This is a genomic window from Microbispora sp. CA-135349 (genome assembly GCF_050947365.1).
In the GTDB taxonomy this organism is placed as follows: Bacteria; Actinomycetota; Actinomycetes; order Streptosporangiales; family Streptosporangiaceae; genus Microbispora.
Genome location: NZ_CP192001.1, coordinates 5,466,272 through 5,488,820 on the forward strand (window position 1 = coordinate 5,466,272; position 22,549 = coordinate 5,488,820).

28 protein-coding genes are annotated in these 22,549 nt (G+C 73.7%); 10 read left to right on the plus strand and 18 right to left on the minus strand.

Annotated features, from left to right (window positions below):
* Window positions 1–24: 24 nt before the first annotated feature.
* From ACQPZZ_RS25115 to plsX, 4 genes are read left to right on the plus strand one after another with little or no spacing between them, the layout of a single operon-like run.
* Window positions 25–273, plus strand: coding sequence for a hypothetical protein (locus ACQPZZ_RS25115; RefSeq protein ID WP_432922715.1), 249 nt, complete (start codon window positions 25–27; stop codon window positions 271–273).
* Window positions 273–1,811 carry a phytoene desaturase family protein gene (locus ACQPZZ_RS25120; protein ID WP_432922719.1) on the plus strand — a complete coding sequence of 513 codons (1,539 nt, stop codon included), beginning with the start codon at window positions 273–275 and terminating at the stop codon, window positions 1,809–1,811. Before ACQPZZ_RS25115 ends, ACQPZZ_RS25120 begins: the two co-directional genes overlap by 1 nt.
* A complete protein-coding gene (locus tag ACQPZZ_RS25125) occupies window positions 1,808–2,728 on the plus strand; it encodes a phytoene/squalene synthase family protein (protein ID WP_432922722.1) in 921 nt (306 codons plus the stop codon). Before ACQPZZ_RS25120 ends, ACQPZZ_RS25125 begins: the two co-directional genes overlap by 4 nt.
* A 1-nt stretch (window position 2,729) precedes the next feature.
* A complete protein-coding gene (gene plsX / locus ACQPZZ_RS25130; protein WP_432922725.1) occupies window positions 2,730–3,716 on the plus strand; it encodes a phosphate acyltransferase PlsX in 987 nt (328 codons plus the stop codon).
* 21 nt (window positions 3,717–3,737) lie between these two features.
* On the opposite strand, the gene ACQPZZ_RS25135 is transcribed toward plsX, so the two are convergent.
* The 3 genes from ACQPZZ_RS25135 to ACQPZZ_RS25145 form a co-directional block, all read right to left on the minus strand.
* Window positions 3,738–3,884, minus strand: a complete 147-nt coding sequence (locus ACQPZZ_RS25135; RefSeq protein WP_432922728.1) for a hypothetical protein — start codon at window positions 3,882–3,884, stop codon at window positions 3,738–3,740.
* Window positions 3,868–4,059, minus strand: a complete 192-nt coding sequence (locus tag ACQPZZ_RS25140) for a hypothetical protein (RefSeq protein WP_432922730.1) — start codon at window positions 4,057–4,059, stop codon at window positions 3,868–3,870. Before ACQPZZ_RS25140 ends, ACQPZZ_RS25135 begins: the two co-directional genes overlap by 17 nt.
* A gap of 109 nt (window positions 4,060–4,168) precedes the next feature.
* Complete coding sequence (locus ACQPZZ_RS25145; RefSeq protein WP_432922733.1) at window positions 4,169–4,921, minus strand: spheroidene monooxygenase; 753 nt, start codon at window positions 4,919–4,921, stop codon at window positions 4,169–4,171.
* Between ACQPZZ_RS25145 and ACQPZZ_RS25150 the strand changes: the two genes are divergently transcribed.
* On the plus strand, window positions 4,878–5,492 hold the full coding sequence (locus ACQPZZ_RS25150) for a glycerol-3-phosphate acyltransferase (protein WP_432922736.1): 615 nt from the start codon (window positions 4,878–4,880) through the stop codon (window positions 5,490–5,492). The genes ACQPZZ_RS25145 and ACQPZZ_RS25150 overlap by 44 nt on opposite strands.
* Here ACQPZZ_RS25150 and ACQPZZ_RS25155 read toward each other — a convergent pair.
* The 7 genes from ACQPZZ_RS25155 to ACQPZZ_RS25185 all read right to left on the minus strand — a co-directional run bounded on the left by ACQPZZ_RS25155 (window position 5,443) and on the right by ACQPZZ_RS25185 (window position 14,009).
* Window positions 5,443–6,672 carry a glycosyltransferase gene (locus ACQPZZ_RS25155; RefSeq protein WP_432922738.1) on the minus strand — a complete coding sequence of 410 codons (1,230 nt, stop codon included), beginning with the start codon at window positions 6,670–6,672 and terminating at the stop codon, window positions 5,443–5,445. The genes ACQPZZ_RS25150 and ACQPZZ_RS25155 overlap by 50 nt on opposite strands.
* A 62-nt stretch (window positions 6,673–6,734) precedes the next feature.
* Window positions 6,735–8,291 carry a phytoene desaturase family protein gene (locus ACQPZZ_RS25160; protein ID WP_432922741.1) on the minus strand — a complete coding sequence of 519 codons (1,557 nt, stop codon included), beginning with the start codon at window positions 8,289–8,291 and terminating at the stop codon, window positions 6,735–6,737.
* The gene (locus ACQPZZ_RS25165; protein WP_432922744.1) at window positions 8,279–9,094 is read right to left on the minus strand and encodes a carotenoid biosynthesis protein; all 816 of its coding nucleotides are present in this window, start codon (window positions 9,092–9,094) and stop codon (window positions 8,279–8,281) included. Before ACQPZZ_RS25165 ends, ACQPZZ_RS25160 begins: the two co-directional genes overlap by 13 nt.
* A gap of 296 nt (window positions 9,095–9,390) precedes the next feature.
* Window positions 9,391–10,368, minus strand: a complete 978-nt coding sequence (locus tag ACQPZZ_RS25170; protein ID WP_432922747.1) for an aldo/keto reductase — start codon at window positions 10,366–10,368, stop codon at window positions 9,391–9,393.
* 24 nt (window positions 10,369–10,392) lie between these two features.
* Window positions 10,393–11,061 carry a dienelactone hydrolase family protein gene (locus ACQPZZ_RS25175; protein WP_432922750.1) on the minus strand — a complete coding sequence of 223 codons (669 nt, stop codon included), beginning with the start codon at window positions 11,059–11,061 and terminating at the stop codon, window positions 10,393–10,395.
* Between the two features lie 237 nt (window positions 11,062–11,298).
* The gene (locus ACQPZZ_RS25180; protein ID WP_432922752.1) at window positions 11,299–11,802 is read right to left on the minus strand and encodes a DUF6157 family protein; all 504 of its coding nucleotides are present in this window, start codon (window positions 11,800–11,802) and stop codon (window positions 11,299–11,301) included.
* A 50-nt stretch (window positions 11,803–11,852) separates the two neighbouring features.
* Entirely contained in the window at window positions 11,853–14,009 is a 2,157-nt protein-coding gene (locus ACQPZZ_RS25185) for an amylo-alpha-1,6-glucosidase (protein WP_432922755.1), read from the minus strand.
* A gap of 227 nt (window positions 14,010–14,236) precedes the next feature.
* On the opposite strand from ACQPZZ_RS25185, the gene ACQPZZ_RS25190 reads away from it, so the two are divergent.
* Window positions 14,237–14,437, plus strand: a complete 201-nt coding sequence (locus ACQPZZ_RS25190) for a transposase (RefSeq protein WP_432922758.1) — start codon at window positions 14,237–14,239, stop codon at window positions 14,435–14,437.
* Window positions 14,438–14,501: 64 nt separating this feature from the next.
* Here the strand turns inward: ACQPZZ_RS25190 and ACQPZZ_RS25195 are convergent, their stop codons facing one another.
* The 4 genes from ACQPZZ_RS25195 to ACQPZZ_RS25210 all read right to left on the minus strand — a co-directional run bounded on the left by ACQPZZ_RS25195 (window position 14,502) and on the right by ACQPZZ_RS25210 (window position 17,504).
* Window positions 14,502–15,233 (minus strand): hypothetical protein, encoded by a 732-nt coding sequence (locus ACQPZZ_RS25195; RefSeq protein ID WP_432922760.1) that lies wholly within the window; start codon window positions 15,231–15,233, stop codon window positions 14,502–14,504.
* Window positions 15,234–15,494: 261 nt separating this feature from the next.
* Window positions 15,495–16,154, minus strand: a complete 660-nt coding sequence (locus ACQPZZ_RS25200) for a fasciclin domain-containing protein (RefSeq protein WP_363640280.1) — start codon at window positions 16,152–16,154, stop codon at window positions 15,495–15,497.
* A gap of 259 nt (window positions 16,155–16,413) precedes the next feature.
* On the minus strand, window positions 16,414–17,088 hold the full coding sequence (locus tag ACQPZZ_RS25205) for a hypothetical protein (protein ID WP_432922763.1): 675 nt from the start codon (window positions 17,086–17,088) through the stop codon (window positions 16,414–16,416).
* Window positions 17,089–17,279: 191 nt separating this feature from the next.
* Entirely contained in the window at window positions 17,280–17,504 is a 225-nt protein-coding gene (locus ACQPZZ_RS25210) for a type II toxin-antitoxin system HicB family antitoxin (RefSeq protein WP_432922766.1), read from the minus strand.
* Window positions 17,505–17,682: 178 nt separating this feature from the next.
* Here ACQPZZ_RS25210 and ACQPZZ_RS25215 point away from each other — a divergent pair, with 178 nt between their 5' ends.
* Window positions 17,683–17,916 carry a DUF2945 domain-containing protein gene (locus ACQPZZ_RS25215; RefSeq protein WP_363640275.1) on the plus strand — a complete coding sequence of 78 codons (234 nt, stop codon included), beginning with the start codon at window positions 17,683–17,685 and terminating at the stop codon, window positions 17,914–17,916.
* A gap of 214 nt (window positions 17,917–18,130) precedes the next feature.
* Here the strand turns inward: ACQPZZ_RS25215 and ACQPZZ_RS25220 are convergent, their stop codons facing one another.
* A complete protein-coding gene (locus ACQPZZ_RS25220) occupies window positions 18,131–18,364 on the minus strand; it encodes a DUF4236 domain-containing protein (protein WP_363640273.1) in 234 nt (77 codons plus the stop codon).
* 182 nt (window positions 18,365–18,546) lie between these two features.
* On the opposite strand from ACQPZZ_RS25220, the gene ACQPZZ_RS25225 reads away from it, so the two are divergent.
* Together ACQPZZ_RS25225 and ACQPZZ_RS25230 are read left to right on the plus strand one after the other, a co-directional pair.
* Window positions 18,547–18,954, plus strand: a complete 408-nt coding sequence (locus tag ACQPZZ_RS25225; protein ID WP_432922770.1) for a four-helix bundle copper-binding protein — start codon at window positions 18,547–18,549, stop codon at window positions 18,952–18,954.
* Window positions 18,955–19,010: 56 nt separating this feature from the next.
* On the plus strand, window positions 19,011–19,514 hold the full coding sequence (locus tag ACQPZZ_RS25230; protein WP_432922773.1) for a MarR family winged helix-turn-helix transcriptional regulator: 504 nt from the start codon (window positions 19,011–19,013) through the stop codon (window positions 19,512–19,514).
* A gap of 80 nt (window positions 19,515–19,594) precedes the next feature.
* Here ACQPZZ_RS25230 and ACQPZZ_RS25235 read toward each other — a convergent pair whose 3' ends face one another.
* Together ACQPZZ_RS25235 and ACQPZZ_RS25240 are read right to left on the minus strand one after the other, a co-directional pair.
* Window positions 19,595–20,194, minus strand: a complete 600-nt coding sequence (locus ACQPZZ_RS25235) for a hypothetical protein (RefSeq protein WP_432922776.1) — start codon at window positions 20,192–20,194, stop codon at window positions 19,595–19,597.
* Window positions 20,195–20,351: 157 nt separating this feature from the next.
* Window positions 20,352–20,630 (minus strand): hypothetical protein, encoded by a 279-nt coding sequence (locus ACQPZZ_RS25240; RefSeq protein ID WP_432922778.1) that lies wholly within the window; start codon window positions 20,628–20,630, stop codon window positions 20,352–20,354.
* A 162-nt stretch (window positions 20,631–20,792) separates the two neighbouring features.
* On the opposite strand from ACQPZZ_RS25240, the gene ACQPZZ_RS25245 reads away from it, so the two are divergent.
* A complete protein-coding gene (locus ACQPZZ_RS25245; protein WP_432922781.1) occupies window positions 20,793–21,401 on the plus strand; it encodes a DUF305 domain-containing protein in 609 nt (202 codons plus the stop codon).
* 30 nt (window positions 21,402–21,431) lie between these two features.
* Here ACQPZZ_RS25245 and ACQPZZ_RS25250 read toward each other — a convergent pair whose 3' ends face one another.
* Window positions 21,432–22,493 (minus strand): CHAP domain-containing protein, encoded by a 1,062-nt coding sequence (locus ACQPZZ_RS25250; protein ID WP_432922784.1) that lies wholly within the window; start codon window positions 22,491–22,493, stop codon window positions 21,432–21,434.
* Window positions 22,494–22,549: the final 56 nt, after the last annotated feature.

The following is a 22,549-nucleotide window of genomic DNA, read 5'->3' on the forward strand; positions in this document are numbered from 1 at the left end:
GTAACGATCGAAGGAGCAGGACCCATGGTGACGTTGACCCGCGAGACCGGCAGCGTTCGGGACCAGACGCGGGAGCCGTTCGATCGCCGTCTGTTCGCCCCGTCCCCGTTCGACCTGTTCGATCTGCTCGACCTGTTCAACCCGTCCGGCCTGTTTCCCCGAGGCCAGGACGGCCCCGCGCCGCTGTCCCGGCCCGGTCCCCGGCAGGGCGTCGCCCCTCCGGCCGGCTCGGCCGCGCCCGTCAGCGGGCCCGCGACCGGCGGGGCCCGCTGATGCGCGCGGGCGGACCGGTCGTGGTCGTCGGCGCCGGGCTGGGCGGTCTGGCCGCCGCCATGCGGCTGGCGGGGGCGGGGCACGAGGTGACGGTCGTGGAGGCCTCCGAAGTGCCGGGCGGCTGCTGCGGCACGGCCACCCTGGGCTCCCACCGCTTCGACACCGGGCCCTCGGTGCTGACCATGCCGGGAGTGCTGGCCGACACCTTCGCCGCCGCCGGGCAGGATCTAGAGCGCTGGCTGCCGCTGCGGCGGCTCGATCCGTACTACCGGCTGACCTTCCACGACGGGTCGCGGCTCGACGTGGTGGCGGGGGCCGACGCGATGACCGAGCAGGTGCGCGCGCTGTGCGGGCCCGCGGAGGCCGCGCGCTACCGGCGGTTCCGGCGGTCGCTGGGAGAGCTGTTCGATGCCGAGTGGAGCGCGTTCATCGACCGGGACATGACCCGGTTGCGCGCGCTCGCCCGGCCGTACGCGCTGGCGCGGCTGGCCGCGCTCGGCGGCTTCCGCCGCATGGACGGGCTCGTGCGGCGTCACCTCACCGACGAGCGGCTGATCAGGGCGCACACGTTCCAGGCGTTGTACGTCGGCCTGTCGCCGCGCCGCGCCCTCGGCGTGTACGCGGTGATCGCCCACATGGACACGGTCGGCGGGGTTTACTTCCCTCGAAAGGGCGGCATGCACGCCGTCCCCCGGGCCATGGCCGCAGCCGCCGAGAAGGCCGGGGCGCTCTTCCGGTACGGCGTGCGGGCCACCCGGATCGAGACCGACGGGGCGGGGGTCGTCGCCGTCCGCCTCGACACCGGCGAACGGCTCGCGGCCCGGCACGCCGTGGTGGCCTGCGACCTGCTCCGGGCCCTCGGCCGGCGGGGCGGCGACGGCCTGCTGCCGGAGGAGGCGGCCGACTGGCGGCTGCGCCGGCCCCGGTTCTCCCCCTCCTGCCTCGTGGCGCACTTCGCGCTCGACCGGCGTCCGGAGGGGCAGGCCCACCACACCCTGCACTTCGGGCAGGAGTGGGAGACGACGTTCGCGGCGCTGGAGGCGGGCAGACCGCAGCCCGACCCGAACCTGCTGGTGACCTGTCCTGATCACCACGGGCCTGTCAACCACGGGCCTGACAACCACGGGCCTGACGACCACGGGCCTGATCACCACGGGCCCGGCGGCGGGCGCGCCGTACTCAGCGTGCTGGAGCCCACCGCGAACACCCGGAGCGGCGCCGACTGGACGGTCCTCACCCCCCGCCTGGTGGACCGCATGCTGGAGCGGCTCGCCGGCCTCGGGTACGGCGACCTGTCCGGTACGCCCCGGCTGGTGTTCGATCCCCCCGCCTGGCGGAGGCGCGGCCACTCGGCCGGCACGCCCTTCGCCCTCGACGCCCGTTTTACTCAAACGGCGTGGTTCCGCCCGTCCGGGGCGGCCCGGCGGGTCCCCGGCCTCCACTTCGCGGGCATGTACACGGCCCCCGGGGTCGGGGTGCCGCCCGTGCTGATCTCCGGCCGTCTGGCCGCCGAACGCATCCTGGAGAGCACCCCATGAGCACGCCGCCTCAGGCGCCGGCCGCGACCCTGACGGCCGGTTATGAGTGGTGCCGCAGGCTGCACGCGAGCTACGGCCGCTCGTACTACCTGGCCACCCGCCTGCTGCCCGCCTGGAAACGGCCGCATGTCCACGCGTTGTACGGTTTCGCCCGCTACGCCGACGAGATCGTGGACTCGTTCGCGCTGACCGGCGACCGGGCCGCGGCGCTGGATCGCCTGGTCTCCCGGCTCGCCGCCGCGCTGGACGGCGACCGCGCCCGCGACCCGGTGCTCTCCGCGTTCACGCACACGGTGCGCGCGTTCGAGATCGACCAGGACGACGTGCGGGCGTTCCTCGCGTCCATGCGCGCCGACCTCACCGTGCACCGGTACGCGACCTACGACGACCTGCTCGGATACATGGAGGGCTCGGCGGCGGCCATCGGGACCATGATGCTGCCGGTGCTGGAGGCCCTGCCGGGCGAGGAGGAACGGGCCCGCGAGCCCGCCCGCCAGCTCGGGCTGGCCTTCCAGCTCACGAACTTCATCCGCGACGTGCGCGAGGACCTGACACGGGGCCGCGTCTACCTGCCGCTGTCGGACCTCGACAAGTTCCGCGTCCGCGAGGCCGACCTGGCCGCGCCGTACGCCACCGCGGCCGTGCGGGAGCTGGTGGCCTGCGAGTGCGACCGCGCCCGCGACCACTACCGGCGGGCCCGTGACGGAATCGCGCTGCTCGCGCCGTCGTCCCGGCCGTGCATCGAGGCCGCGTACGAGCTGTACGGCGGCATCCTGAACGAGATCGAGGCCGCCGGGCACGACGTGCTGGCGAGGCGGGCGACGGTTCCCCGGCGGCGCCGAGTGGCGATCTTCGCCCGTTACCTGCTCGCCGCGCGCGCCGCCGTACGGGCCGAGCGGCGCGTGGAGGTGGCGTGAGGTGGATCCGGACGCGATGCCCCGGCCGGTCGTGGTGGACGCCATGGGCGGAGACCACGGGCCCGCGGAGATCGTGCGGGGGGCGGTCGAGGCATGGCGGGAACACGGCGTGCCGGTCGTCCTCGTCGGCCGGGCCGGGGTCGTCCGCGGGGAACTGGCCCGGCTCGGGGCGGCGGGCGAGGTCGACGTCGCGCACGCCGCCGAGGTCGTGCCGATGACCGAGCGGGGTGCGGGTGCGGTCCGCATGGCCTGCTCCAGCCTGGCCGTCGGCTTCGATCTCGTGCGGGGCGGGGCGGGCGCGGCCTTCGTGTCGGCGGGGTCCACCGGGGCCGTCGTCGCGTGCGCGGCCGACCGGCTCGGCACCGCGCCCGCCGTGCTGCGCCCCGCGCTGGCCGTGGCGCTGCCGACGACGGCGGGCGGGGCCACCGTCCTGGTCGACGCCGGCGCGACCGTGGATCCGACGCCGGAGATGATCGCCCAGTTCGCGCTGCTCGGGGCGTCGTACGCGCAGCTCGTGCTGGGCGTGGCCGATCCTCGTGTCGGGCTGCTGTCGATCGGCGCGGAGCCCGGCAAGGGCAACCGGCTGACCCGCCGGGCCGAGAGGCTGCTGCGCGGCCTGCCACTGCGCTTCCAGGGCAACGTGGAGGGCGGCGACGTGCTCACGGGGGCCGCCGACGTGATCGTCACCGACGGCTTCACCGGCAACGTCGTGCTGAAGAACGTGGAGGGCACCGTGCGCGCCACGCTCGCCCTCGCGGCGGCGGAGGGCGTGACCGGTTCCGCCGGGCTGCACCGGGTGGCGCGCCGTTACGCCCCCGAGACGCACGGCGGCGCGGCCCTGCTCGGGCTCACGCGCACCGTCGTCGTGGCGCACGGCTCCTCCCGGGCCGGCACCATCGCCCGGGCCTGCGTCGTGGCGCGCGACCTGGCCGAGGGCGAGGTCGTGGCCCGTCTCGGCGACCGTCTCGCGCTCCACCCCGGGTGGTGAGCTCCCGTACGGCGGGCCCGGTTACGGCTCATGACGGGGATTGGCCAGGAACGCGAGGACGGCGAGGACGTGGCCGTCCGGATCGAGCAACTGCCGGGTGCCCTCGCGAACGAGGTAGTGGTCCTCGGCGAGGACGACCCGCAGGGGCGTGTCAGGCGGCTGTCGCATCTTCCATCACCGAGGTCGGGAACGATGCGACGACAGTAGTACCGACGCCGAGGGCCGAGCCGATCTCGAGGCGCCCTCCGGCCGCTTCGACGCGGTCGCGCGGCCCCGCGAGCCCCGCGAGCCCCGGACCGGTTGTGTCCGAAGCGAAGCCGGCGCCCTCGTCGGTGACCGCCACCCACTCACGCGCTTGCCGGAGGCTTGGGACTCAGGTGCGTCCCCTGAGCCCATGGCAGTCCCGACCCCGCGGGGTGTCGTCAGGACATGACGCTGTCGCCTCCGGCCTCTCAGCGCTCGGGCGTGCCGCCTCCCGGACGTCCCATGACCCACGCGGCGAGGGGGTCGGCGCCGTCCCAGGTGCCCGCGCTCGCGTAGGGAATGAACCGGGCGAACAACTCCTCCGAGTACCAGTCGTGAGCGCGGACCCGTCCGACGACCTCGCGGTGCGCCCGCCCGGCATAGGCGAACGCGCGTACGGCGGCGGCGTCGCGCCACAGGGAGAAGGTCGCCTGCCGGGCCAGCGGCCACTCCCCCAGCCCGACGGAGGCGAGGCAGCCCTCCTGGGCACGCAGCGACCGGTCGACGGCGGGTACGTTCCGGTAGAACGCCGGCAGCCGCGACGGCCGGATCGACGCCCGGGTCAGCACCGCCACCGGCCCGCTGTGCGGGCCGCGGGTCAGGGGGGTGAACGGCTCGACGCCGTTCCAGCGTCCGCGCGAGGCGATCGGCGCGAGCCGTACGTGCCAGGTCTCGATCGCCTCGCGCCGCCACCTGGCGGGGATCGGCGAGTGGGCCCAGAACTCCTCCAGCGCCCGCTCGTCCTGCCAGACGGCGAGCAGTGCCCAGCGGCGCAGATCGGCGCCGAGGGTCGTCGACGGCCCCCGGCCCGTGCCGAGCAGCCGCCAGAACAGCAGCCCCCCGGTGCGGCGCAGCACCGGGCGGTCGAAGGCCATGTGGCGCATCGCCCCCCGGTCCGCGTACCTCTGGAGGTGGAACGTGACGACACTCCCACCGCTCGTCCCCATGCTGGTGGCGCTCATCGGCGGCTACCTTCTCGGTTCGATCCCGGTGGCGGTGCTGGCCGGGGGGCGGCGGGGCGTCGACCCCCGGGAGGTGGGCGACCGCAACCCCGGCTTCTGGAACGTGCGCGAACGGCTCGGCCTCCGGGCCGCCGCGCCGGTCTTCGCCGGGGACATGGCCAAGGGCCTGCTCGCCGGGCTGCTCGGGCTGCTGGCGGTCGGCGCGCACACGACCGGGCCGGGAGTGGTCGCCGGCGCAAGCGCCCCGGCCGCGTACCTGGCGGTGGGGGCCGCGATGATCGGGCACGCCTGGCCGGTCTTCGCCGGGTTCCGCGGCGGGCGCTCGGTGCTGACCTTCGCCGGCGGCATGGCGGTGATCTGCCCGCCCGCGTTCGTCCTCGCGCTCGCCGTCCTGGCAGTGGCGTTCCTGTTCACGCGATCGTTCGCGATCGGGGCGCGGGCCGGGGTGTTCGCGATCCCGCTGCTGCAGCTGCCGTTCGCGCCGATCGGCCACGTCGCCGCGACGGGCGCGCTGATGTGCCTCATCGGGCTGCGCTTCGGGCAGGCGGCGCTGGCCGCGCGCCGCACGTGACGGCATCGGCGGAGGCGGCGGGGCCGGGGTCGCCGGCACGGCGGGCGCGGCAGGCAGGGCAGGCGCGGTAGGCGCGGTTCCGCCAGGTCCTGACGGGCCGCAGCGTCGCCTGCGTCAGCCGTACGGCCGTGAACGGGTCGAGCAGGAACGACAGCACGACGCCCGCGCCGGGCCGGGCGTAGCTGCGCCGCAGCGCGGCGGTGAGCAGCACGCGTACGGCGAGCAGCGTCAGGTCGAGCCGGGTCGGCCGACCGGCGGCCAGGCGGAGCGCAGGCAACGCGGCGGCGAGCCAGACGACGGCGAGATCGGCCGCCTGCCAGACGGGGCGGGTGACGTCGCGCAGCGGCAGCGAACGCCCCCACTCCCGCCACACCTCGCCCGCAGACTCGTGCATGTCGACCTCCAGCAGGTCTCCCGCGTCGAGGAAGCCGACCCTCCAGCCGTCGGCGGCCAGTGCTCTGGCGAGAGCGACGTCGTCGGTCATGTGGCCGCTCACCCGGGCGAAGCCGCCGGCCTGCCGCATCGCCTCCCGCCGGAAGGCCAGGCACTGGCCGTTGGCCACCACCCGATGGGGCGGTGGCGGGGCCGCAGGCCCGATGGGCCCGAACCGGTAGACGAGCGTGGCGAGGAACGACGCGTGCAGCGCCTGCTCGGCGAGGCCGTCGCAGACGAACCGCGGGCCCGCGCTGACCAGGTCGTGATCCCCGAGGGCGGCGGCGAGCGCGCCGAACAGGCCGGGACGGGGCCGGGTGTCGGCGTCCAGAGTGACCACGATCTGGCCGTGCGCCTCCCGCACCCCTTGGTGCAGCGCCCACTGCTTGCCCACCCAGCCGTCGGGCAGCGGGTCTCCGCGCACCACCGTCGCGCCGTACGCGGCGGCGAGCCGCGCGGTGCCGTCCGACGACTCGTCGTCCACCACGATCACCTCGGTGACGGCGGGATCGGCCAGCACCGCCCGCAGGCAGGGACCGAGCCGCCGCTCCTCGTCCCTCGCCGGCACGACCACCGAGATGCCCGGACGTCCACCCTGCACGGGTGCCGCGAGCGGGGGGAGCCGTCGGCGGCCGCGGGCGAGCCGCACCAGCACGACGAGGGCGGCGACGGCCTGGGCGGCGGTGAGCACCCCCGCGGCCGTCCCGGCCACCCCGGCCCTCCTGATCAGCCCGGCACTCCTGACCACCCCGGCACTCCCGGCGGCGCCGGAAGCCCCGGCGCCCCCGCAGGCCCCGCGCGCCCCGGTCCTCACCCTCGCGCCTCCCCCGGCCGTCGTGCGGAGCCGGGGAAGTCGCGGCGCACCAACGCGGCCACGATCCGCCCGCCCATCGCGACCAGCGGCAGCCCGCCTCCCGGATGCGCGGACCCGCCGACGAGGTACAGGCCGCGCAGCGGCCCCCGGTTGGCGGGACGGCGGAAGGGGGCGAACGGGCCGCCGTAGGCGCCGCCGTAGATCGCCCCGCCCCACGCGCCGTACCGGTCGCGCAGGTCCGCCGGGGTCAGCAGGTCGAGGAAGCGCAGCCGCCCGGACAGGTCGTACCCCCTGCTCGCCAGGCGGTCGAGGACGAGCTCCGCGTACGCCTCCGGCGGCATCGGCCAGCGCCCGGGGTCCCCCGCGGGAACGTTGACCAGCATGCTCCAGCTCTCCGCGCCCTCGGGAGCCTGGGCGGGGTCGTCCACCACCGGGCAGGCGATGTAGACCGTGGGGTCCTCCGGCGGCCGGCGCCGGTCGAAGATGTCGCCGCACTCGCGCCGATAGTCGGCGGAGAACACGACCGAGTGATGCGCCATGCCTTCGGTCCGCCCCTCCACGGCCGCGAGCAGCAGGAAGGCGGACGACGACAGGCCCAGCCGCGCGATCCGGCGCAGCCGGGCTCGATCGGGTAGGAGCCGCCCGTACAGGCAGGCCGCGTCGGCGTTGACGACCACGATGTCGGCGCGGACCGCCTCCCCCCGGGCCGTACGGACGCCGCCGACCCGCCCCGCGCCGGCGATGACCTCGGTGATCTCGGTCTCCAGGCGGATCTCGACGCCCGCCTTGTCGAGCGACAGCGCCAGCGCGTCCGCGAGGCGGGGCAGGCCGCCCCGCACGTACCACCCGCCGTCGCCGTGCTCGATCGCGGGGACGCAGCCCAGGGCCGCGGGCGCCCGGTAGGGGTTCGACCCGGCGTAGGTGGCGTAGCGATCGACGTACTGGCGCAGGCGGGCGTCCCGGAAGAAGCGGCCCGCCAGGGCATGCAGGGTGCGGCCCGGCGCGACCGCGAGCAGGTCGCCCGGCCGGGGACGCGCCAGAGGCCCGCCCGGCTCCCCGCTCTGCCGACCCGCCTGCCGATCGCCCCGGCGATCATCCGGCCGCCGGCCCGCCGCGCGGAACGGCGGCTCGACGACGGGCCCGGACGACGGTCCCGCGAAGAACGTGCGCGCGGAGGCGTCCAGGCAGCGCTCGGCCCAGCGATGAAAGGCCCGCCAGTTGCGGCCCTCGCCCGGCGCGAGCCGGTCCACCTCCTGCGCCGTACGCTCCGGGTCGCGGTACGTCGGCAGCACCGAGCCGTCCGCCCAGTGATAACGGCACAGCTCGTGGAGTTCGAGCAGGTCGAGCGGGACGCCGAGGTCCAGGAAGAGACCGGGCAACGTGAGCAGCGACGGGCCGGCCGAGAACGTGAAGCCGTCCCGCGTGTGCTCGGCCAGCTTGCCGCCGAGCCGGGGCAGCCGCTCGTACAGGCGCACGTCGTGCCCGTCCCGCGCGAGCAGCAGGGCGGCCACCATCCCGCCGACGCCGCCCCCGACCACGATCACCTCCGCCATGAGCGCTCCCAGGCGAGCAGGGCGAACGTCCCCATCGCGAGCCCTCCGGCGGCGGCCACGAACACATCGGGCGGCCGGAAGACCACGGCGAAGCCGACGGTCTCCATCGCCGCCATCACCGTGTAGAGGACCACGAGCCCGGTCGCCCCCGCCGCCCGTCCGCCCCGGCCGCCTCCCACGGGCCCGTGCTCCCGCCCGGAGGCGGCACGGCCGGTGAGGTGGTCGAGAACCAGCATCACCAGGAGGGAGACCAGCAGCCACCCGGCGAAGTTGCCGAGCGGCACGCCCCGGTACGGCCCCGGCTCCGCCCAGACCCACAGTCCGAGCCGGAGCATCTGCGGATCGAGGAACAGGTCCCAGGCGGTGAGCGCCGAGGCTCCGGCGATGACCGGCACCAGCCGGCCGCGGGGCGCCACGCGCCGGGCGACGGCGTGGGCGGCCAGGCCCATGCCGCCCCAGGCGAGGGCGACGATCAGCGGGACGCCGCCGGGCCGCGGCCACAGGGCGCCGGTGTAGCGGTAGGCCCCGAAGGGCAGGCCGGTCCTCGTGCCGATCCACTCGGCGGCGTAGCCCGCCGCCACCGCGGCCGTGAACGCGGCCGCCGCCCTGCGCGGGGTGTAGGCCGCCGCGGCGAAGGCGAGAGCGCTCGCCGCGAGCAGGACCACGACCACGGTGGTGAGGCGGAGGTCCTGGGGGCGCAGCCCGGTCACGATCTGGGCGGCCACCATCGCGGCCAGCGCGGCCACGCCGGTCGCGTTCAACCAGGCGTTCTTCGGGCGCGAGGGGTTCGCCGTCCCCGTCACCGGCCGCCTCATCGACAGCCTCACCGGCCGTCTCACTGGCCGCCTGGGCGGCCACGACCCGCCCTCCCGCGGCCCGCGCCGCCCGGAGGGCGTGCCGTCAGACCGGGCCGCCCTCTTCTCCGCGGTCTCCCACGTCTCCACGTAGGGTGATTCGAGCGGATCCCCCTGATCGGATGCGCCCCGCACGGCACGAGCGCGGCTGTGGCGGATCGCCTGCCTCATCGCGGCGCGGCGAGCCCGCGCCGGGGCGTCCGGGCCGGATCAGCGACGGCGGCACGCCGGCCCGGGCCGGGCCGTCACCAGCGGTGGTGCACCTGGGGGCGGATCAGGTCGTCGTAGATCCCGCGGACCGCATCGTGCGTCTCGGCCGGCAGCTGCGCGAACCGCGCCGCCGCCGCGTTGGCCTCGGCCTGCCGGGGATTGCGGGCGCCGGGGATGACGACGCTTACTCCGGGCTGGTCGATGACCCAGCGCAGGGCGAACTGCGCCATCGTCATGCCCTCCGGCACGAGGCCGCGCAGCCGCTCGACCGCCTGGAGGCCCACGCCGTACTCGACGCCGGAGAAGGTCTCGCCGACGTCGAACGCCTCACCCTGGCGGTTGAAGTTGCGGTGGTCGTTCTCCGCGAAGACCGTCTGCGGGCCGTACCTGCCCGACAGCAGGCCGCTCGCCAGCGGGACCCGGGCGATGATCCCGACTCCGGCCTTCTCGGCGGCGGGCAGGACCTCGTCCAGCGGCTTCAGCCGGAAGGCGTTGAGGATGATCTGCACGGTGGCCACGCCGGGGCGCGCGATCGCGGTCAGCGCCTCGGCCACCGTCTCCACGCTCACGCCGTACGCCGCGATGCGGCCCTCGGCGACCAGCGTGTCGAGTGCGTCGAAGACCTCGTCGGTGTCGAAGACGGCGCTGGGCGGGCAGTGGAGCTGCACCAGGTCGAGCGTGTCGACGCCCAGGTTGGCGCGGGAGCGGTCGGTCCAGGCGCGGAAGTTGTCGAGGGTGTAGACCTCGGGCGTCTGCTGCACCCTGCGGCCCATCTTGGTGGCCACGGTCAGGCCGGACCGCTCCTTCAGCAACTTCCCGATGATCTTCTCGCTGCGGCCGTCGCCGTACACGTCGGCCGTGTCGATGAAGGTGGTCCCGGCGTCGACCGCGGCGTTGAGCGTGGCCAGGGCGTCGGCCTCGCTCACCTCTCCCCAGTCGGCCCCGAGCTGCCAGGCCCCCAGCCCGACGACGCCCACCTGCTTGCCCGTCCTGCCCAACACGCGCTGTTCCATGAGGTCAGATCGTAGCGGGGCAGCTCAGGCGGGGGGCGCTCCACCCGCCAGGTGACGCAGGAACCAGTCGCGAGCGAGCCCCGCGACCGTCTCCAGGGCGCCCGGCTCCTCGAACAGATGCGTGGCGCGGGGCACGATCTCCAGGCGGACAGGGGCGGTGATCATGCGCATCGCCTCCCGGTTGAGACCGAGGACGACGGAGTCGCGCTCCCCCACGATAAGCAGCGTCGGCTGACGCACCGAGCCGAGCGCGCCCTCCGCGAGGTCGGGCCTGCCGCCCCTGGACACCACCGCCCTGACACCGCCGGGCCGCGCCGCCGCGGCGACGAGCGCGGCGGCGGCGCCCGTGCTCGCGCCGAACAGGCCGATGGGCAGGCCCCCGACGGCCTCGTCCCCGGGCAGCCGGTCGGCCAGCGCGCCCACCCGCCCGGCGAGCAGGCCGATGTCGAAGCGCAGGTGACCGGTGACGGCGTCGGCGCGCTCCTCCTCCGCTGTGAGCAGGTCGGCCAGGACGGTGGCCAGTCCGGCCCGCTGCAGTTCCCCGGCGACGTAGCGGTTGCGCGGGCTGTGCCGGCCGCTGCCGCTGCCGTGGGCGAACAGCACCGCTCCCCGGGCCTCCCGTGGGACCGCCACGTCCGCGTCGAGCACGACCTCGCCGATGGGGATCCGCACGCTGAGTTCGGCTTCGCTCATGAGGCCCGCCCTTCCCGGCCGCCCCGGCTGATCCCCGGTCTGTCCCCGGCTGGTCCCCGTGCTCCCCGCTGAACCACCGGGCGTACCCCCGGCCGGTGGCGGCAAACCGGGGACGGCGTGCCCTCCGCGCGCGGAAAACAGCAGGCGGCGCCGGTAGCGGCGCGAGCGTGACGGGTCAGGAGCGGCGCGAGCGCGCGGCATGGGCGCGGAGCCGGCGGTCCGCGTGAGACAACGGGATCAGGAGCGGCGCGAGCGAAACGCCTTGAGCACGCGCACGCCGTCGTTCCCGGCCTCCGCCCTGCCGTTCCCCGCGCCGCCCACGGCGTCTTCCACGGCGTCGCCCACAGCGTCTTCCACGGTGTCGCCCACCAGGCGCCGGTACTCCTCCGACTCCATGGGGCACAACGCGATCCGGCCGTCCCGGTCGAACAGCAGCCCCCAGCCGTACCTCTTGGCCAGGGGCGACGACCGCAGGCACGCCTGAGGACGGGAGAAGAACTCCTTTCTGAGCTCCGCGCGGCGCGCGCCGGACAGGTCCGCGGGCAGGTCCTGCCGGCGCAACCAGGTCTCGAACAGCACGTCCTCCTGCGTCAGGCCGTACGGCGCGCCGGAGAGCAGCTCATACTGCAGGACGGCGACGGTGGGCTTGCCGCCCCGGGCCCTGGGCACCTCCGCGGCGGTCACCGGGCAGTCGTCGGCGACCGCGATGAGCGTCGAGTAGTAGTCGAGATCCTCGGACATGGCTCCACTATGCACCGATCGATCGGCGACCGGGCCGGGAGCGGCGGGAGTCAGGAACGGACGCCGGAGCTCGCCGGGGGGCGCGGCTCCGGGATGAGACGCACCCCCTCGGGCAGGCCGCTCACGTGCACCGCGCCGCTGCCCTCCCGGGCCTCCAGATCGACCCGCACGCCCGCGAGCGGCAGCCTGGAGATCCGCAGGTTCCCGAACCCCTCGGGCAGCACCGGGGCGATCCACACCTTCCGGTGTGGCACCCATGGGTCGATGCGCAGCAGAAGCCGTAGGAGCTGGACCGGGGTGGCCGAGGCCCACGCCTGCGGCGAGCACGAGGTCGGGTACGGCACCGGCGCCTGGAACTCCCCCCGGTCGAACCCGCAGAAGAGCTCCGGCAGCCGGTCGCCGAAGGCGCGGGCGGCGTCGAGCAGCCCGACGGCGACGCGCTGCGCCTCCCGCACGAAGCCGTAGCGCATGAGCCCGGCGGCGGTCAGCGCGCTGTCGTGCGGCCAGACGGAGCCGTTGTGGTAACTCATCGGGTTGTAGGCGCCCATGTCCGAGGCGAGGGTGCGGACGCCGAAGCCGGTGAACATCCGGGGCGACAGCAGGTGCCCGGCCACCGCCGGCGCCTTGTCCCTGTCGACGATCCCCGACCACAGGCAGTGCCCCATGTTGGAGGCGAGGGCGTCGATCGGACGGCCCTCGTGGTCGAGGCCGACGGCGAAGTACCCGCGGCCGGGCAGCCAGAACCGCTCGTTGAACCGGGCGCGCAGCTCGGCGGCCCGTTCCCGGTAGCGCCGCTCGGTCTCGGTGTCGCCCGCCTCCCGGGCGAAGTAATGGCGGGCAATGTAGGCGGCGTAGACGTACCCCTGCACCTCGGCCAGGGCGACGGGCGGCCGGGCGATCGTGCCGTCCGCGAAGTTGATCCCGTCGAAGGAGTCCTTCCAGCCCTGGTTGAGCAGGCCCTGGTCGGTCTTCCGCTGATACCACAGGAACCCGTCGCGAAGGCCGTACCGCTCGATCCACTCCAGCGCGGCGTCGGCGTGCGGGAGCAGTCGCTCCACCGCGTCCCGGTGCAGGCCCCAGCGGCGCAGCTCGCCGAGGAGGATGACGAACAGCGGGCTGGCGTCGACCGAGCCGTAGTAGGCGTGCCCGCCGGCCGACGTGTCGTCCTGCCGGGCGCCGTACCTCAGCTCGTGCATGATCTTCCCGGGCTCCTCCTCGCTCATCGGGTCGATCTTGGTGCCCTGCAGGTCGGCCAGCCGGCACAGCGTGCCGTGCGCCAGGTCGGGGTCGAGCGGCAGGGCCAGCCACGAGGTGAGCAGCGAGTCGCGGCCGAACAGCGTCATGAACCAGGGCGCCCCGGCCGCGACGGTCGGCGGCAGCTCGGGGTGCTCGGGGTCGAACAGCCGCAGCGCGCCGAGGTCGTCGCGGGACTGGCGCAGGATCGCCGCCAGGGAGGCGTTGTCCGTCGTCACGTCGGGCAGGCGCTCGTCCCACTCGAACAGACGCCCCGCCCGCCGCGCCAGCGCCGGCGACAGCCGCTTCTCCGAGTACCACGGCTCGGTCTCGACCCCGTCGATGATCGGATTGGCCTGCACGCAGGCCGTCCACTCGCCGCGCGGCGGCACCACCACACGGAAGACGAGCAGGCGCGGGTTGACCACCGGCAGCACCGAAGTGCCGTCGGCCCTGGCCGCCACCCGCACCCCCCGGGCCTTGCTGACCGAGAACATGCGCAGCGACCGCTCCTCCGCCGTGGTCGCCACGTCGGCCACCCAGTGCACCCGGTGGGTCTTCACCTCGAACAGGTCGCAGACATCGGAGCCGATGTGCAGGGTCACCACGCAGCCGGCCGGCTCGTGCGACATGTTGCGGATGGTGAGGTCCTCCGACAGCCCGCCGCCGACGTACCGGTCCCGCACGACCAGCAGCGTGCTCTCCGCCTGCCCGGGCCGCGGCGCCGCCCGGCCGACGAAGATCGCGTGGTACGGCTCGCGCGCCAGGACCTGGAGCTCCTCGATCGAGCCGTCGTCGACGCGCAGCTCCCACTGGGACAGCAGCCGGGTGTCGGCGTAGTAAATCCCCTGCGCCGACCCGGGCAGGATGTCGCCGTTTCGGGCCGACACGCAGAACGATCCCCCGGCCACGAGCGTCATGACGCCCCCGCCGATGGCGCTGGGCTGTCCCTCGAACGTCCACCCGCTCGTCATGCCGATCACCTCGGCCCCGGTCCGTCGGTCCCGACGGTTGCCCCCTACCCGGACATCGAGCCGATTTTCGCCTCGTTCGCAGTCTGCTGCCGGGGCACTGCGCCACCACGCTGCCGCGCCTCCGGCACGTCGCCGCCGTACGCGTCGGCCCGCCGCGAGACCCCGGCGGGCCCGGGCCGCACGCGGGATCTACTCCCCCGTGACCCGCTGTTTCCTACTCTTCCCGCATGCGCAGGTGGGTGAGCTCGCAGGGGCACGAGGTGGACCCCGTCGTTATCGAGGGCCGCCAGTTGCTGCGCGTACGCCACCTGGGCTATCACGTCGGCTACTGCGCGTCGGTCGCGGAGGTGGCGGGCCACGTCGACCTCGCCGACCTGGTGGAGGTCGTCGACCTGTGCCAGGCCGCACGGCTCCGTGAACAAGAATGAGGGGTGAGCCGGACGGCTCACCCCTCTGTCGCGCCACCGCGTCACCTCACCGCGGCGCGTGCGCTCAGTCCCAGCCAGGCATGTTCCAGAAGTCGTCGGAGACCGGCGTCCTGGGCCCGGCCTTGGGCTTGGCGGCCTTGGGCTTGGCCGCCTTCGCCTTGCCCGGCTTCTGCATGCTCCAGCCCTGCAGCGGCCGTGCCCAGGCACCGGCGTCCTCGTCGTCGGTCTTGGGCTTCGACGGCGTGTGCGCGAAGTCGTTGCCCGACATCTTGGTGTACGTCGGCTGGTTGGACGTGGGGTGAAGGAAGATGTCCTGCGGCGAGCGCTGGCTGTTGTTCTTGCCGGTGGCGGGCATCGTGAACATGAAGCCCGGCTGCGAGCCGTTCGCCTGGTTACCGTTCGCCTGGTTACCGTTCGCCTGGTTGCCGGTGGCCTGGTTGCCGGTGGCCGGGCCGGCCGGCTGGGTGCCCGCCTGCCGGCCGCCGGATGCGTCGCCGCCGGGCGCCTGCGGGCCGGCCATCGGGCCGTTGGCGCTCTGGCCGTTCGCCGCCGGGCCGTTCGCCCGGTTGCCGGCCTCGTCCCCGGACATGAACGGAGCGACCTTCGCGCCCTTGTCCAGGATGTCCAGGGTCTTGGAAGCGACGACGTCGGGCTCCTCCGGGTGGTTCATCGCCAGCGCGGCGATCTTCTTGCCGGGCGACATCGGCTCCTTGGCGGACAGCGGAGCCGGGTCGGCGGGCGTGCCCGCAGGACCCGACAGGAGAGCCGCGGCGAGTATGGCACTGCATATAGGCATGAGAATTTCCCCCGAAATCTGGTGGACGGAACAAGAACGAAGGTAAGCGCACGATGCCGGGCGATCACGGAGCCGACGCCCAGTGTCCGGTCAAATAAGAGAACCGTCCGGTTCAGGACATAGGCCGCAGGGCACGCGCGAGCGCGGCTCGCGCGAGCCGGGCGAATCCGGGACGTGCCCGAGGCAGAAGAGGCGGAAAACGGAACGGGGGCGAGCCGCGAGCGGCTCACCCCCTTGAGGCTGTCGCAGGGCGACGGCGGGTCACCTCGGCATGAGGACCTTGTCGACCTGATAAATGGTGGCGTTGCTCGTCGCGATGTTCCCGCAGGTGACCGCGGCGTCGTTGACCTTGAGGCTGGAGTCGGACCCGGAGACCGTGAGCTTGCGGCCCTCGAGAGAGGTCAGCTGGCCGTGCATGTCCGCCGGCCCCTTGCGTCCCTTCACCACGTGGTAGGCCAGCAGCCCCCTGAGCGACTTGCGGTTCGTCAGCAGCTGATCGAGCTGACTCTTCGGGATCTTGTTGAACGCCTCGTTGGTGGGCGCGAACACCGTGATGTCCTGGGCGGAGTTGAGCGTCTGGGCCAGCCCTGCCTTCTTCACCACCCGCGCCAGCGTGGACAGCGACGGGATGTCGGCGAGCGCGGTGCCGACCGGCACCTTGGCCAGCTCGGCGGGGCTGCCCTTACCCGAGGCCGGGAGTGAGGAGCAGCCCGCCCCGACGGGCGACCCGGAGACCGAGGGTGACGGGGTCGCGGACGCGGCCTCGCTCGCCTCGGCGCTGGGGGTCTCACTGGCCATGTCCGTGGCGGTCTCGTTGGCCGCGACCGGGGCCGCGGGATTGCCGCCGCCCTGACTGCCGCACGCCGCGGACATCGAAAGCGCCGCGGTCAGGGCGGCAAGGGCGAGCACACGGGTATTCATGATCGTGCTTCCTTAGTCGTGGAAAGGTCGTTGCTGGGTGGCGGGTCGGGTGCGTGATGAGACACGGAGTGAACGCACCGATCGGTCCTTCGACCGGACGCGGTCCCCGGCGTGCCACCCGCACGTCCGTCCGCGCCGTGCGAACCCCGGTGGACGGCGACACCGGAAGAGCCCGCCACACCGGCTCAGGACCGGTGTGGCGGGCCGATCGGATGGGCCGGTCACACGGGCCTCTTCCGTCAGGCCGTCCGGGCCGGGCTCACCGGCCGCGCGGCCACAGATGCCGGTGGGGCCGGGTGGCCGTCTTCTGACGCGCCGTCTTCGGCTCCCTCTGGGGCGCCGGATAGGACTTGGTCGTCTGGACTCCGTACACCGGGCGGAAGGTGAACGGCCGGGGCGCCTCGCCGGGCTTGCCGGAAGCGATGACGGGCTGGATGAACACGTCGCGCGTCTTGGGATCGATCACCGGGACGAGCGCGTTCGCGGTCGCCGCTCCGGCCGCCCCGTCATCCGCCCTGTCGCTCTCCGTGCCTCCCGCTGTGCCGCCCGCTGTGCCGTCCGCGGTCGCGGAGGGCCGTCCCGCGCCCGCGACCGGCTTGCCGTTCGCGCCGGACGCTCCGGGGGCGCTCGCCCCTGTCTGCGAACCGGTCTGCGAACCGGCCGGTGATCCGGAGGCGGGGCCGGACGCGTTCCGCCCGCTGTCCGTCCCGTTGGGAGCCATCCATGGCGGCGCCTGGGGGAAGGGGAAATTGAACTCCCCGGCCTGCGGCGCCATGCCGGGCAGCGATGCGAGTTGCGGCCGGGCCGTGGACGGCGGCGTGGCGTTGTTCTTGTCCGTGGTGGCCCTCGTCCCGGACGGAGCCGGGTCCGGCGGCACGGCGGCCGGCCCGGACAGCAGGGCGGCGGCCAGTACGGCGGCTGTACAGAGAGGCATGAGACTCCCCCGAGGTCATGGATGGTACGAGCACGACGGTAAGCGCCGCACCGGGGAGTGATCACGCATCCGACGACCAATGTCCGGTCAAGCATGATGATCGGGCGCATCACCCGCAAAGATCCCATCGCACCCGCAACCGGCCCCCGCGGGCCTTCGGGAGAGGAACGTGGCGAGCGGCCGAGGCGAACTCAGTCCGGCAGCGTGACCTCGATCGGCACCACGATGGGCGGATGCGACGGCGGGTTCGGCAGCGGCCGATGCCGGAAGTAGTGCTCCAGGGCGCGCCGCAGGCGGCCGAGCGCCTCGTCGACCGTGTGCCCCTCGCAGGCCACCTCGACCTGAACGCACCGTGCGCAGTACAGGCCACCGTCCTCGGGCGTGACGGTCGCGGTCAGCCGCACGGTCCGTCCCATGCTTCCACCGTGCGCGACGGCGGACCCGGATAATCCCGGCGCACGGGCAACAGTACGGAGATACGCGCCCGGCCGGTTCCGGCTCACCCCCGCTTTCGTGCCGGGATTTTGCCTGATAGGGAGGCATGCCGGTGTCCCGCCGAGAGGATGGCGCGTTTCCCCGGGTACGGCCGGGCACATGGGCGAGAAGGACAAGAAGGAAGAGCCGTCGGTGGGCGACGAGGTCACCTGGAAGAGCCACGGCGGCGAGGCGGCCGGCAAGGTCGAAAAGAAGATCACCGAGCGCACGGAGGAGGCGGGCCGCACCGTGGCCGCCTCACCCGAGGACCCGCAGTTCCTCGTGCGCAGTGAGAAGAGCGGCGGGACGGCGGTGCACAAGCCGTCGGCCCTGCATCCGAAGGATAAGGAGTGACGTGACCGCCGGCAGGGGACGGATCGCGGCCGAGTCCGGCCGGGCGGTCGACGTGTCCGTGGCCGCACCGAATCGGTGACCCGCGAGAAGCGGTCGGAGGAGATCGGTCAAGCGAAAGATCGGCCGAGTGGGAGATCAGCCGGACGGGAAATCGGCCGGGCGGGTCCACGGGCGCGCACCGGGGGTCGCGCCCGCCGCCCCGGCCGTCCCCGGCTCAGTTGAGCGTCTTCTTCCAGTGGAAGCCGCCGGGCAGGTTCACGGTGAGGGTACGCCGCCCGTCCGCCGTCTTCGTGACGCGGAAAGCGCGTCCGCCGAAGCTGTGCCCGACGCCGCCGCGCGAGAGGTTGAGCCTGAACGGTCCCATCTTGATCGATTTTCGGTAGCTCCAGCCCATGACTTCTCCAAGGTTGTCCGTGCCTCCGCGACTACCCGCAAAGACGATCAGCACACCGGATCAGCTCCGTTTACGACCGTGCCGATGGGTATGGGCTGGGAATGGCCCGAGCTTTCGGGCCGCCAGGAACGTGCCGGGAATCCCGAACGGGCGCGAAGGTTCACGGTCCCCGCCGCGTCCGCGGGTTCCGTGCCTGCCCGCGAAGATGCCCGCCCGAGACCGGAAGGAGTGACGCCATGGGACACGCCGGAGTGATGCTGGAGACCTATCCCGCCGATCTCGGCGGTGTGGACAGGCAGGTGCTGGCCAACTGCATCGAGGCCTGCTTCGACTGCGCGCAGACCTGTACGGCCTGCGCGGACGCCTGCCTGAGCGAGCACGCGGTGGCGGAGCTCGTGCGTTGCATCCGCACCAACCTCGACTGCGCCGACATCTGCGCGACGACGGGCCGGGTGCTGTCCAGGCACACGGGCTACGACGCGGACCTGACGCGGGCCCAGTTGGAGGCGTGCGCGCAGGCCTGCCGCAGCTGCGGCGACGAGTGCGGTATGCACGCCCACGTACACGAACACTGCCGGGTGTGCGCCGAGGCATGCCGGCGCTGCGCCCAGGCGTGCAACGAGCTGCTGGCCGCGCTCGGCTGAGCGTTTGCCCGATGCGATGACGTACCGGTGAGAGAGACCGTGTAAAAACGGTTCCTATGGCAGAAGAAGGGGACGACGAGCCGACCGGCGACGACCTCGAGGCCGTCACCGCCGCCGTGCTCACCGCCTCGCGTGTGCTCGTCGCGATCTCCGCGCGGTCTCTCGCCGCCGCTGAGGACAGGGTCACCCTGCCCCAGTTCCGCATGTTGCTGGTTGTGGGACAGGGCCAGACCAAGCTGGTGACGCTGGCCGACAGGCTCGGTGTGAATCCGTCGACCGCCATGCGCATGGCCGACCGCCTCGCCGTCGCCGGTCTGATGAAGCGCGAGGTCAATCCGCACAACCGGCGGGAGACGCTGCTGCGGCTGACCGACAACGGACGGCGGATCGTGGACGAGGTAACGGCCCGGCGCAAGAAGGAGATCACCGCGATCCTCACGCGGATGCCGGCGGCCCAGCGGCGGGCCCTCATCGTCGCGATGCGGGAGTTCAACGACGCGGCGGGCGAACCGCCCGCCCGCATCGCCTTCCCGCTGGGGTGGCCCGGCCCGTCCTCCTGATCGCCGTGTCGGGCGGGCCCTCGGCGTCGCGAACCCTCGCGGGCGGCCCGGCAGCGGGGCCACAGCAGGTCAGCAGCGGATCAGCAGCCGGAGGCGGCGCAGGCCCCGGGGATGAGCCCGGGGGCTCCGTCGGCGCCCGAGGGCACCTCACCCCGGTCCTGGCCGGCACCGCCCTTCGGGGCACCGCCCGTCTTGCCCGACGAGCCGGTCCCGGCCCGGCCCGCTCCGGCGCTCTTGCGACCGGACGAGCCCCCGCCCGAGGAGCCGGAGGCGGTGTCCGCGCCTCCTCCGGCGGATGCCTGCGCTCCACCGGAGCCGTCTCCGCCGGACCCGATCGCGCCCTGGTCCGACGAGCCCTGGTCCGGCGAGCCCTGCGCGTCCTGTCCGTCCCCCGCAGCGGCGTCGTCACCGGAGGAACCGGCGGAGCCGGCGGTATCGCCGTCCTGTGCGGGGGCCGCCGACTGCTGCGTGCCGCCCGCGGCGGGCGGACCCAACGGGTCCGAGCCGCTGGCGAGCGCGTAACCCGCTCCCCCGGCGGCCAGCACGGCGACCAGGGCCGCGGCGGCGATGATGAGGGGTTTTCTGTTCTTCGGCCTGGTCGCCGGCTCCTCCTGACTGGAGAGGACTTCCTGCCGGAACCGATCATCCTGGCTCGTCTGCGAGGGGACGTGCCCGTGCATGTGAGACAACTCCCAGCGGTCGTTTCGGGGGAAAGCTCCACGGCTTCCGCGGGTGGCTGCCCACCTTAGCCCCACTGGTGACCAAATCTCACAAAGAGCACCAAACAATCATGAATTCCCCAGGGTTTCCTCTGGTCCGGGCACGCCCCGCACCAGCTCAGCGGCTGTGCGTCGCGGCGCTGTGGCAGTCGGTGTACGTGTAGGGGTTGTCGAGAATCTCCGTTTCGGGGATGTCGGGGTTCATCCCCTTCTGCCACGCCTCCTCGCCCAGCGTCACACGCAGATACTCGACGGTCCGCTCCACCTCGCGGCGGGCCGCGGCGAGGTCCACGCCGACAAGGCGGTGCTCGTGCTTCACCACGCGACCGTTCACGAGCACCGTGTGCACGTCGCCGCGCCGCGCCTGGAACGCGACATGCTCGTACGGATCGAGCACAGGCGGGGAGCACCCGCCGGACGGGGTACGACGGGCAAGGGGCGGGCACATCCGCCTTGACGCAGGTTCGGCGGGCGCCGCCGCGGGCGAGGGGCCCGTTTCGCCCGGCGGGCGGGGACGCCACCGATTCACGCCGAGAGCGCGAGAGTGGAGGTGCCTGCCATGAGGGGACGCGCTCTGCCGGCGGCCCTGCTGGCGGCCGGTCTGCTGACCGGCGGCGCGCGGGGCGCCGCTCTCGCCGCGACGACCCCGGTTCAGACGCCGACACCGACGCCGACACCGGCTGCACCGGTCGGCACGACTCTCGCCACCGATCACAACGAGCAGGACGTCATGTTCGCCCGGATGATGATCCCGCACCATCGTCAGGCGGTGGAGATGGCGAAACTGGCCGAGGGACGGGCGTCGGACCCCCGGGTCGTGCGGCTCGCGGAGCGGATCGAAACCGCCCAGGCCCCCGAGATCCGGACGATGAGCGGCTGGCTCACGGCCTGGGGCGAGCCGGTGCCCGGCGAGAGCCCCGCGCCGGCGCACCAGCACGCCATGCCCGGCATGATGTCCCCCGAGGAGATGCGCCGTCTCGAAGGGCTGTCCGGCCGGGCCTTCGACCGGGAGTTCCTCTCGATGATGATCCGGCACCACGAGGGCGCGGTCACCATGGCGCGGGACGAGCTGCGCGGCGGGGTCTACGAGCCGGCCCGGCGGCTGGCGGCGTCCGTCGTGTCCACGCAGTCGGCCGAGATCACGGAGATGAAGCGCCTGCGGGGATGAGGCGGACGACGTGGGCGGCCGCCGACGGTGTCAGACGGTGCTCGGGCGACGGGCGCCGTCTCCCCCTCCGAGTGCCGGAGCGCCGGACGCCGCCGCATCGACGAACGCCGCATTGACGGGGGCCACATCGACTGACGCCGGACCGCCGGACGCCACATTGACGGGCGCTGGATTCACGGACGCCCGCGCGGACGGGCGAGCGGCCTGCGTCGTGGCCCCCACCGTGGCACGCGCCGTGGCCCCCACCGTGGCCCCCACCGTGGCACGCGCCGTGGCCTGCGCCGTGGCCCGTCCGGGACCACGTTTGCGGTGCCGTCCGCCGGAGGTCGCCGCCGCGGCCTTGACCCGGAGCCCGGTGACGGCGGTGGAGACGACCGCGAACAGCAGGCCGGCCGGCAGGACGGCGTCGCCGGGCGACCACACGACGCCGGGGGACTGCCCCTGCGTGGCCGCCAAGTTCCTGATGGTGAGCCCCACCGCACCCGGGACGCTCGCGTGCACCGCCGCCACGGGCTGGATCGTCACCGGCGCCTTCGGCGTGACCTTGACCTTGCGCGGCAGGCCGTACCCGACGATCTTGCTTTTGTCGCGTACCTTGCGCTTCAGCCACACGCCGTCGACGTTGCCCTCGATCGTGTGGACCTTTCCGTGGACGACCTTCTCGACCACGCCCACGTGGTCGATGTCTCGGATCTTCTTGGACCCCGACCAGTCGAAGAAGACCACGGCGCCCGGCTCGGGCGTGCCGCTCCACGCGTCGTGCTCCTTGAACCACTTGGCGTGCCGTGTGGTCAGCGCGAACTCGCCGACGCGGTCCTGTACGCCGGCCTGGTCCGCCGCCCAGGAGACGAACATGTCGCACCAGGGGGCGGTCTTGAAGTCGGGGTCCTTGGCGATGGTGTCGGCGTACCATTCGCCGAACTTCGTGTGTTTCCCGGCTCGTTCGCGGTAGCCCAGTTCCGGGCGGACGGCGTCGAGCAGCTGTCGTGCTATCGGATCGGTGGAAATCGCGGGCTCCTCATGGCGCGCTTCGAGACATGACGAACCGGCCCGCGGGCGTGACGGCAGGGCGGCATCACCACGTGACGGCACGGCGGCCGGAAGACACGGCCGCGGCGGGGCGGGATCAGAAACGGGAGACGTGGCAG

What these genes read in the sequence shown, in the direction of transcription:
- ACQPZZ_RS25115 (WP_432922715.1), top strand. Translation starts at nt 25, where the DNA reads ATGGTGACGTTGACCCGCGAGACCGGCAGCGTTCGGGACCAGACGCGG.
- ACQPZZ_RS25120 (WP_432922719.1), top strand. Translation starts at nt 273, where the DNA reads ATGCGCGCGGGCGGACCGGTCGTGGTCGTCGGCGCCGGGCTGGGCGGT.
- ACQPZZ_RS25125 (WP_432922722.1), top strand. Translation starts at nt 1,808, where the DNA reads ATGAGCACGCCGCCTCAGGCGCCGGCCGCGACCCTGACGGCCGGTTAT.
- ACQPZZ_RS25135 (WP_432922728.1), bottom strand. Translation starts at nt 3,884, where the DNA reads ATGCGACAGCCGCCTGACACGCCCCTGCGGGTCGTCCTCGCCGAGGAC.
- ACQPZZ_RS25145 (WP_432922733.1), bottom strand. Translation starts at nt 4,921, where the DNA reads ATGAGCGCCACCAGCATGGGGACGAGCGGTGGGAGTGTCGTCACGTTC.
- ACQPZZ_RS25160 (WP_432922741.1), bottom strand. Translation starts at nt 8,291, where the DNA reads ATGGCGGAGGTGATCGTGGTCGGGGGCGGCGTCGGCGGGATGGTGGCC.
- ACQPZZ_RS25170 (WP_432922747.1), bottom strand. Translation starts at nt 10,368, where the DNA reads ATGGAACAGCGCGTGTTGGGCAGGACGGGCAAGCAGGTGGGCGTCGTC.
- ACQPZZ_RS25175 (WP_432922750.1), bottom strand. Translation starts at nt 11,061, where the DNA reads ATGAGCGAAGCCGAACTCAGCGTGCGGATCCCCATCGGCGAGGTCGTG.
- ACQPZZ_RS25180 (WP_432922752.1), bottom strand. Translation starts at nt 11,802, where the DNA reads ATGTCCGAGGATCTCGACTACTACTCGACGCTCATCGCGGTCGCCGAC.
- ACQPZZ_RS25185 (WP_432922755.1), bottom strand. Translation starts at nt 14,009, where the DNA reads ATGACGAGCGGGTGGACGTTCGAGGGACAGCCCAGCGCCATCGGCGGG.
- ACQPZZ_RS25190 (WP_432922758.1), top strand. Translation starts at nt 14,237, where the DNA reads ATGCGCAGGTGGGTGAGCTCGCAGGGGCACGAGGTGGACCCCGTCGTT.
- ACQPZZ_RS25195 (WP_432922760.1), bottom strand. Translation starts at nt 15,233, where the DNA reads ATGCCTATATGCAGTGCCATACTCGCCGCGGCTCTCCTGTCGGGTCCT.
- ACQPZZ_RS25200 (WP_363640280.1), bottom strand. Translation starts at nt 16,154, where the DNA reads ATGAATACCCGTGTGCTCGCCCTTGCCGCCCTGACCGCGGCGCTTTCG.
- ACQPZZ_RS25205 (WP_432922763.1), bottom strand. Translation starts at nt 17,088, where the DNA reads ATGCCTCTCTGTACAGCCGCCGTACTGGCCGCCGCCCTGCTGTCCGGG.
- ACQPZZ_RS25210 (WP_432922766.1), bottom strand. Translation starts at nt 17,504, where the DNA reads ATGGGACGGACCGTGCGGCTGACCGCGACCGTCACGCCCGAGGACGGT.
- ACQPZZ_RS25215 (WP_363640275.1), top strand. Translation starts at nt 17,683, where the DNA reads ATGGGCGAGAAGGACAAGAAGGAAGAGCCGTCGGTGGGCGACGAGGTC.
- ACQPZZ_RS25225 (WP_432922770.1), top strand. Translation starts at nt 18,547, where the DNA reads ATGGGACACGCCGGAGTGATGCTGGAGACCTATCCCGCCGATCTCGGC.
- ACQPZZ_RS25230 (WP_432922773.1), top strand. Translation starts at nt 19,011, where the DNA reads ATGGCAGAAGAAGGGGACGACGAGCCGACCGGCGACGACCTCGAGGCC.
- ACQPZZ_RS25235 (WP_432922776.1), bottom strand. Translation starts at nt 20,194, where the DNA reads ATGCACGGGCACGTCCCCTCGCAGACGAGCCAGGATGATCGGTTCCGG.
- ACQPZZ_RS25245 (WP_432922781.1), top strand. Translation starts at nt 20,793, where the DNA reads ATGAGGGGACGCGCTCTGCCGGCGGCCCTGCTGGCGGCCGGTCTGCTG.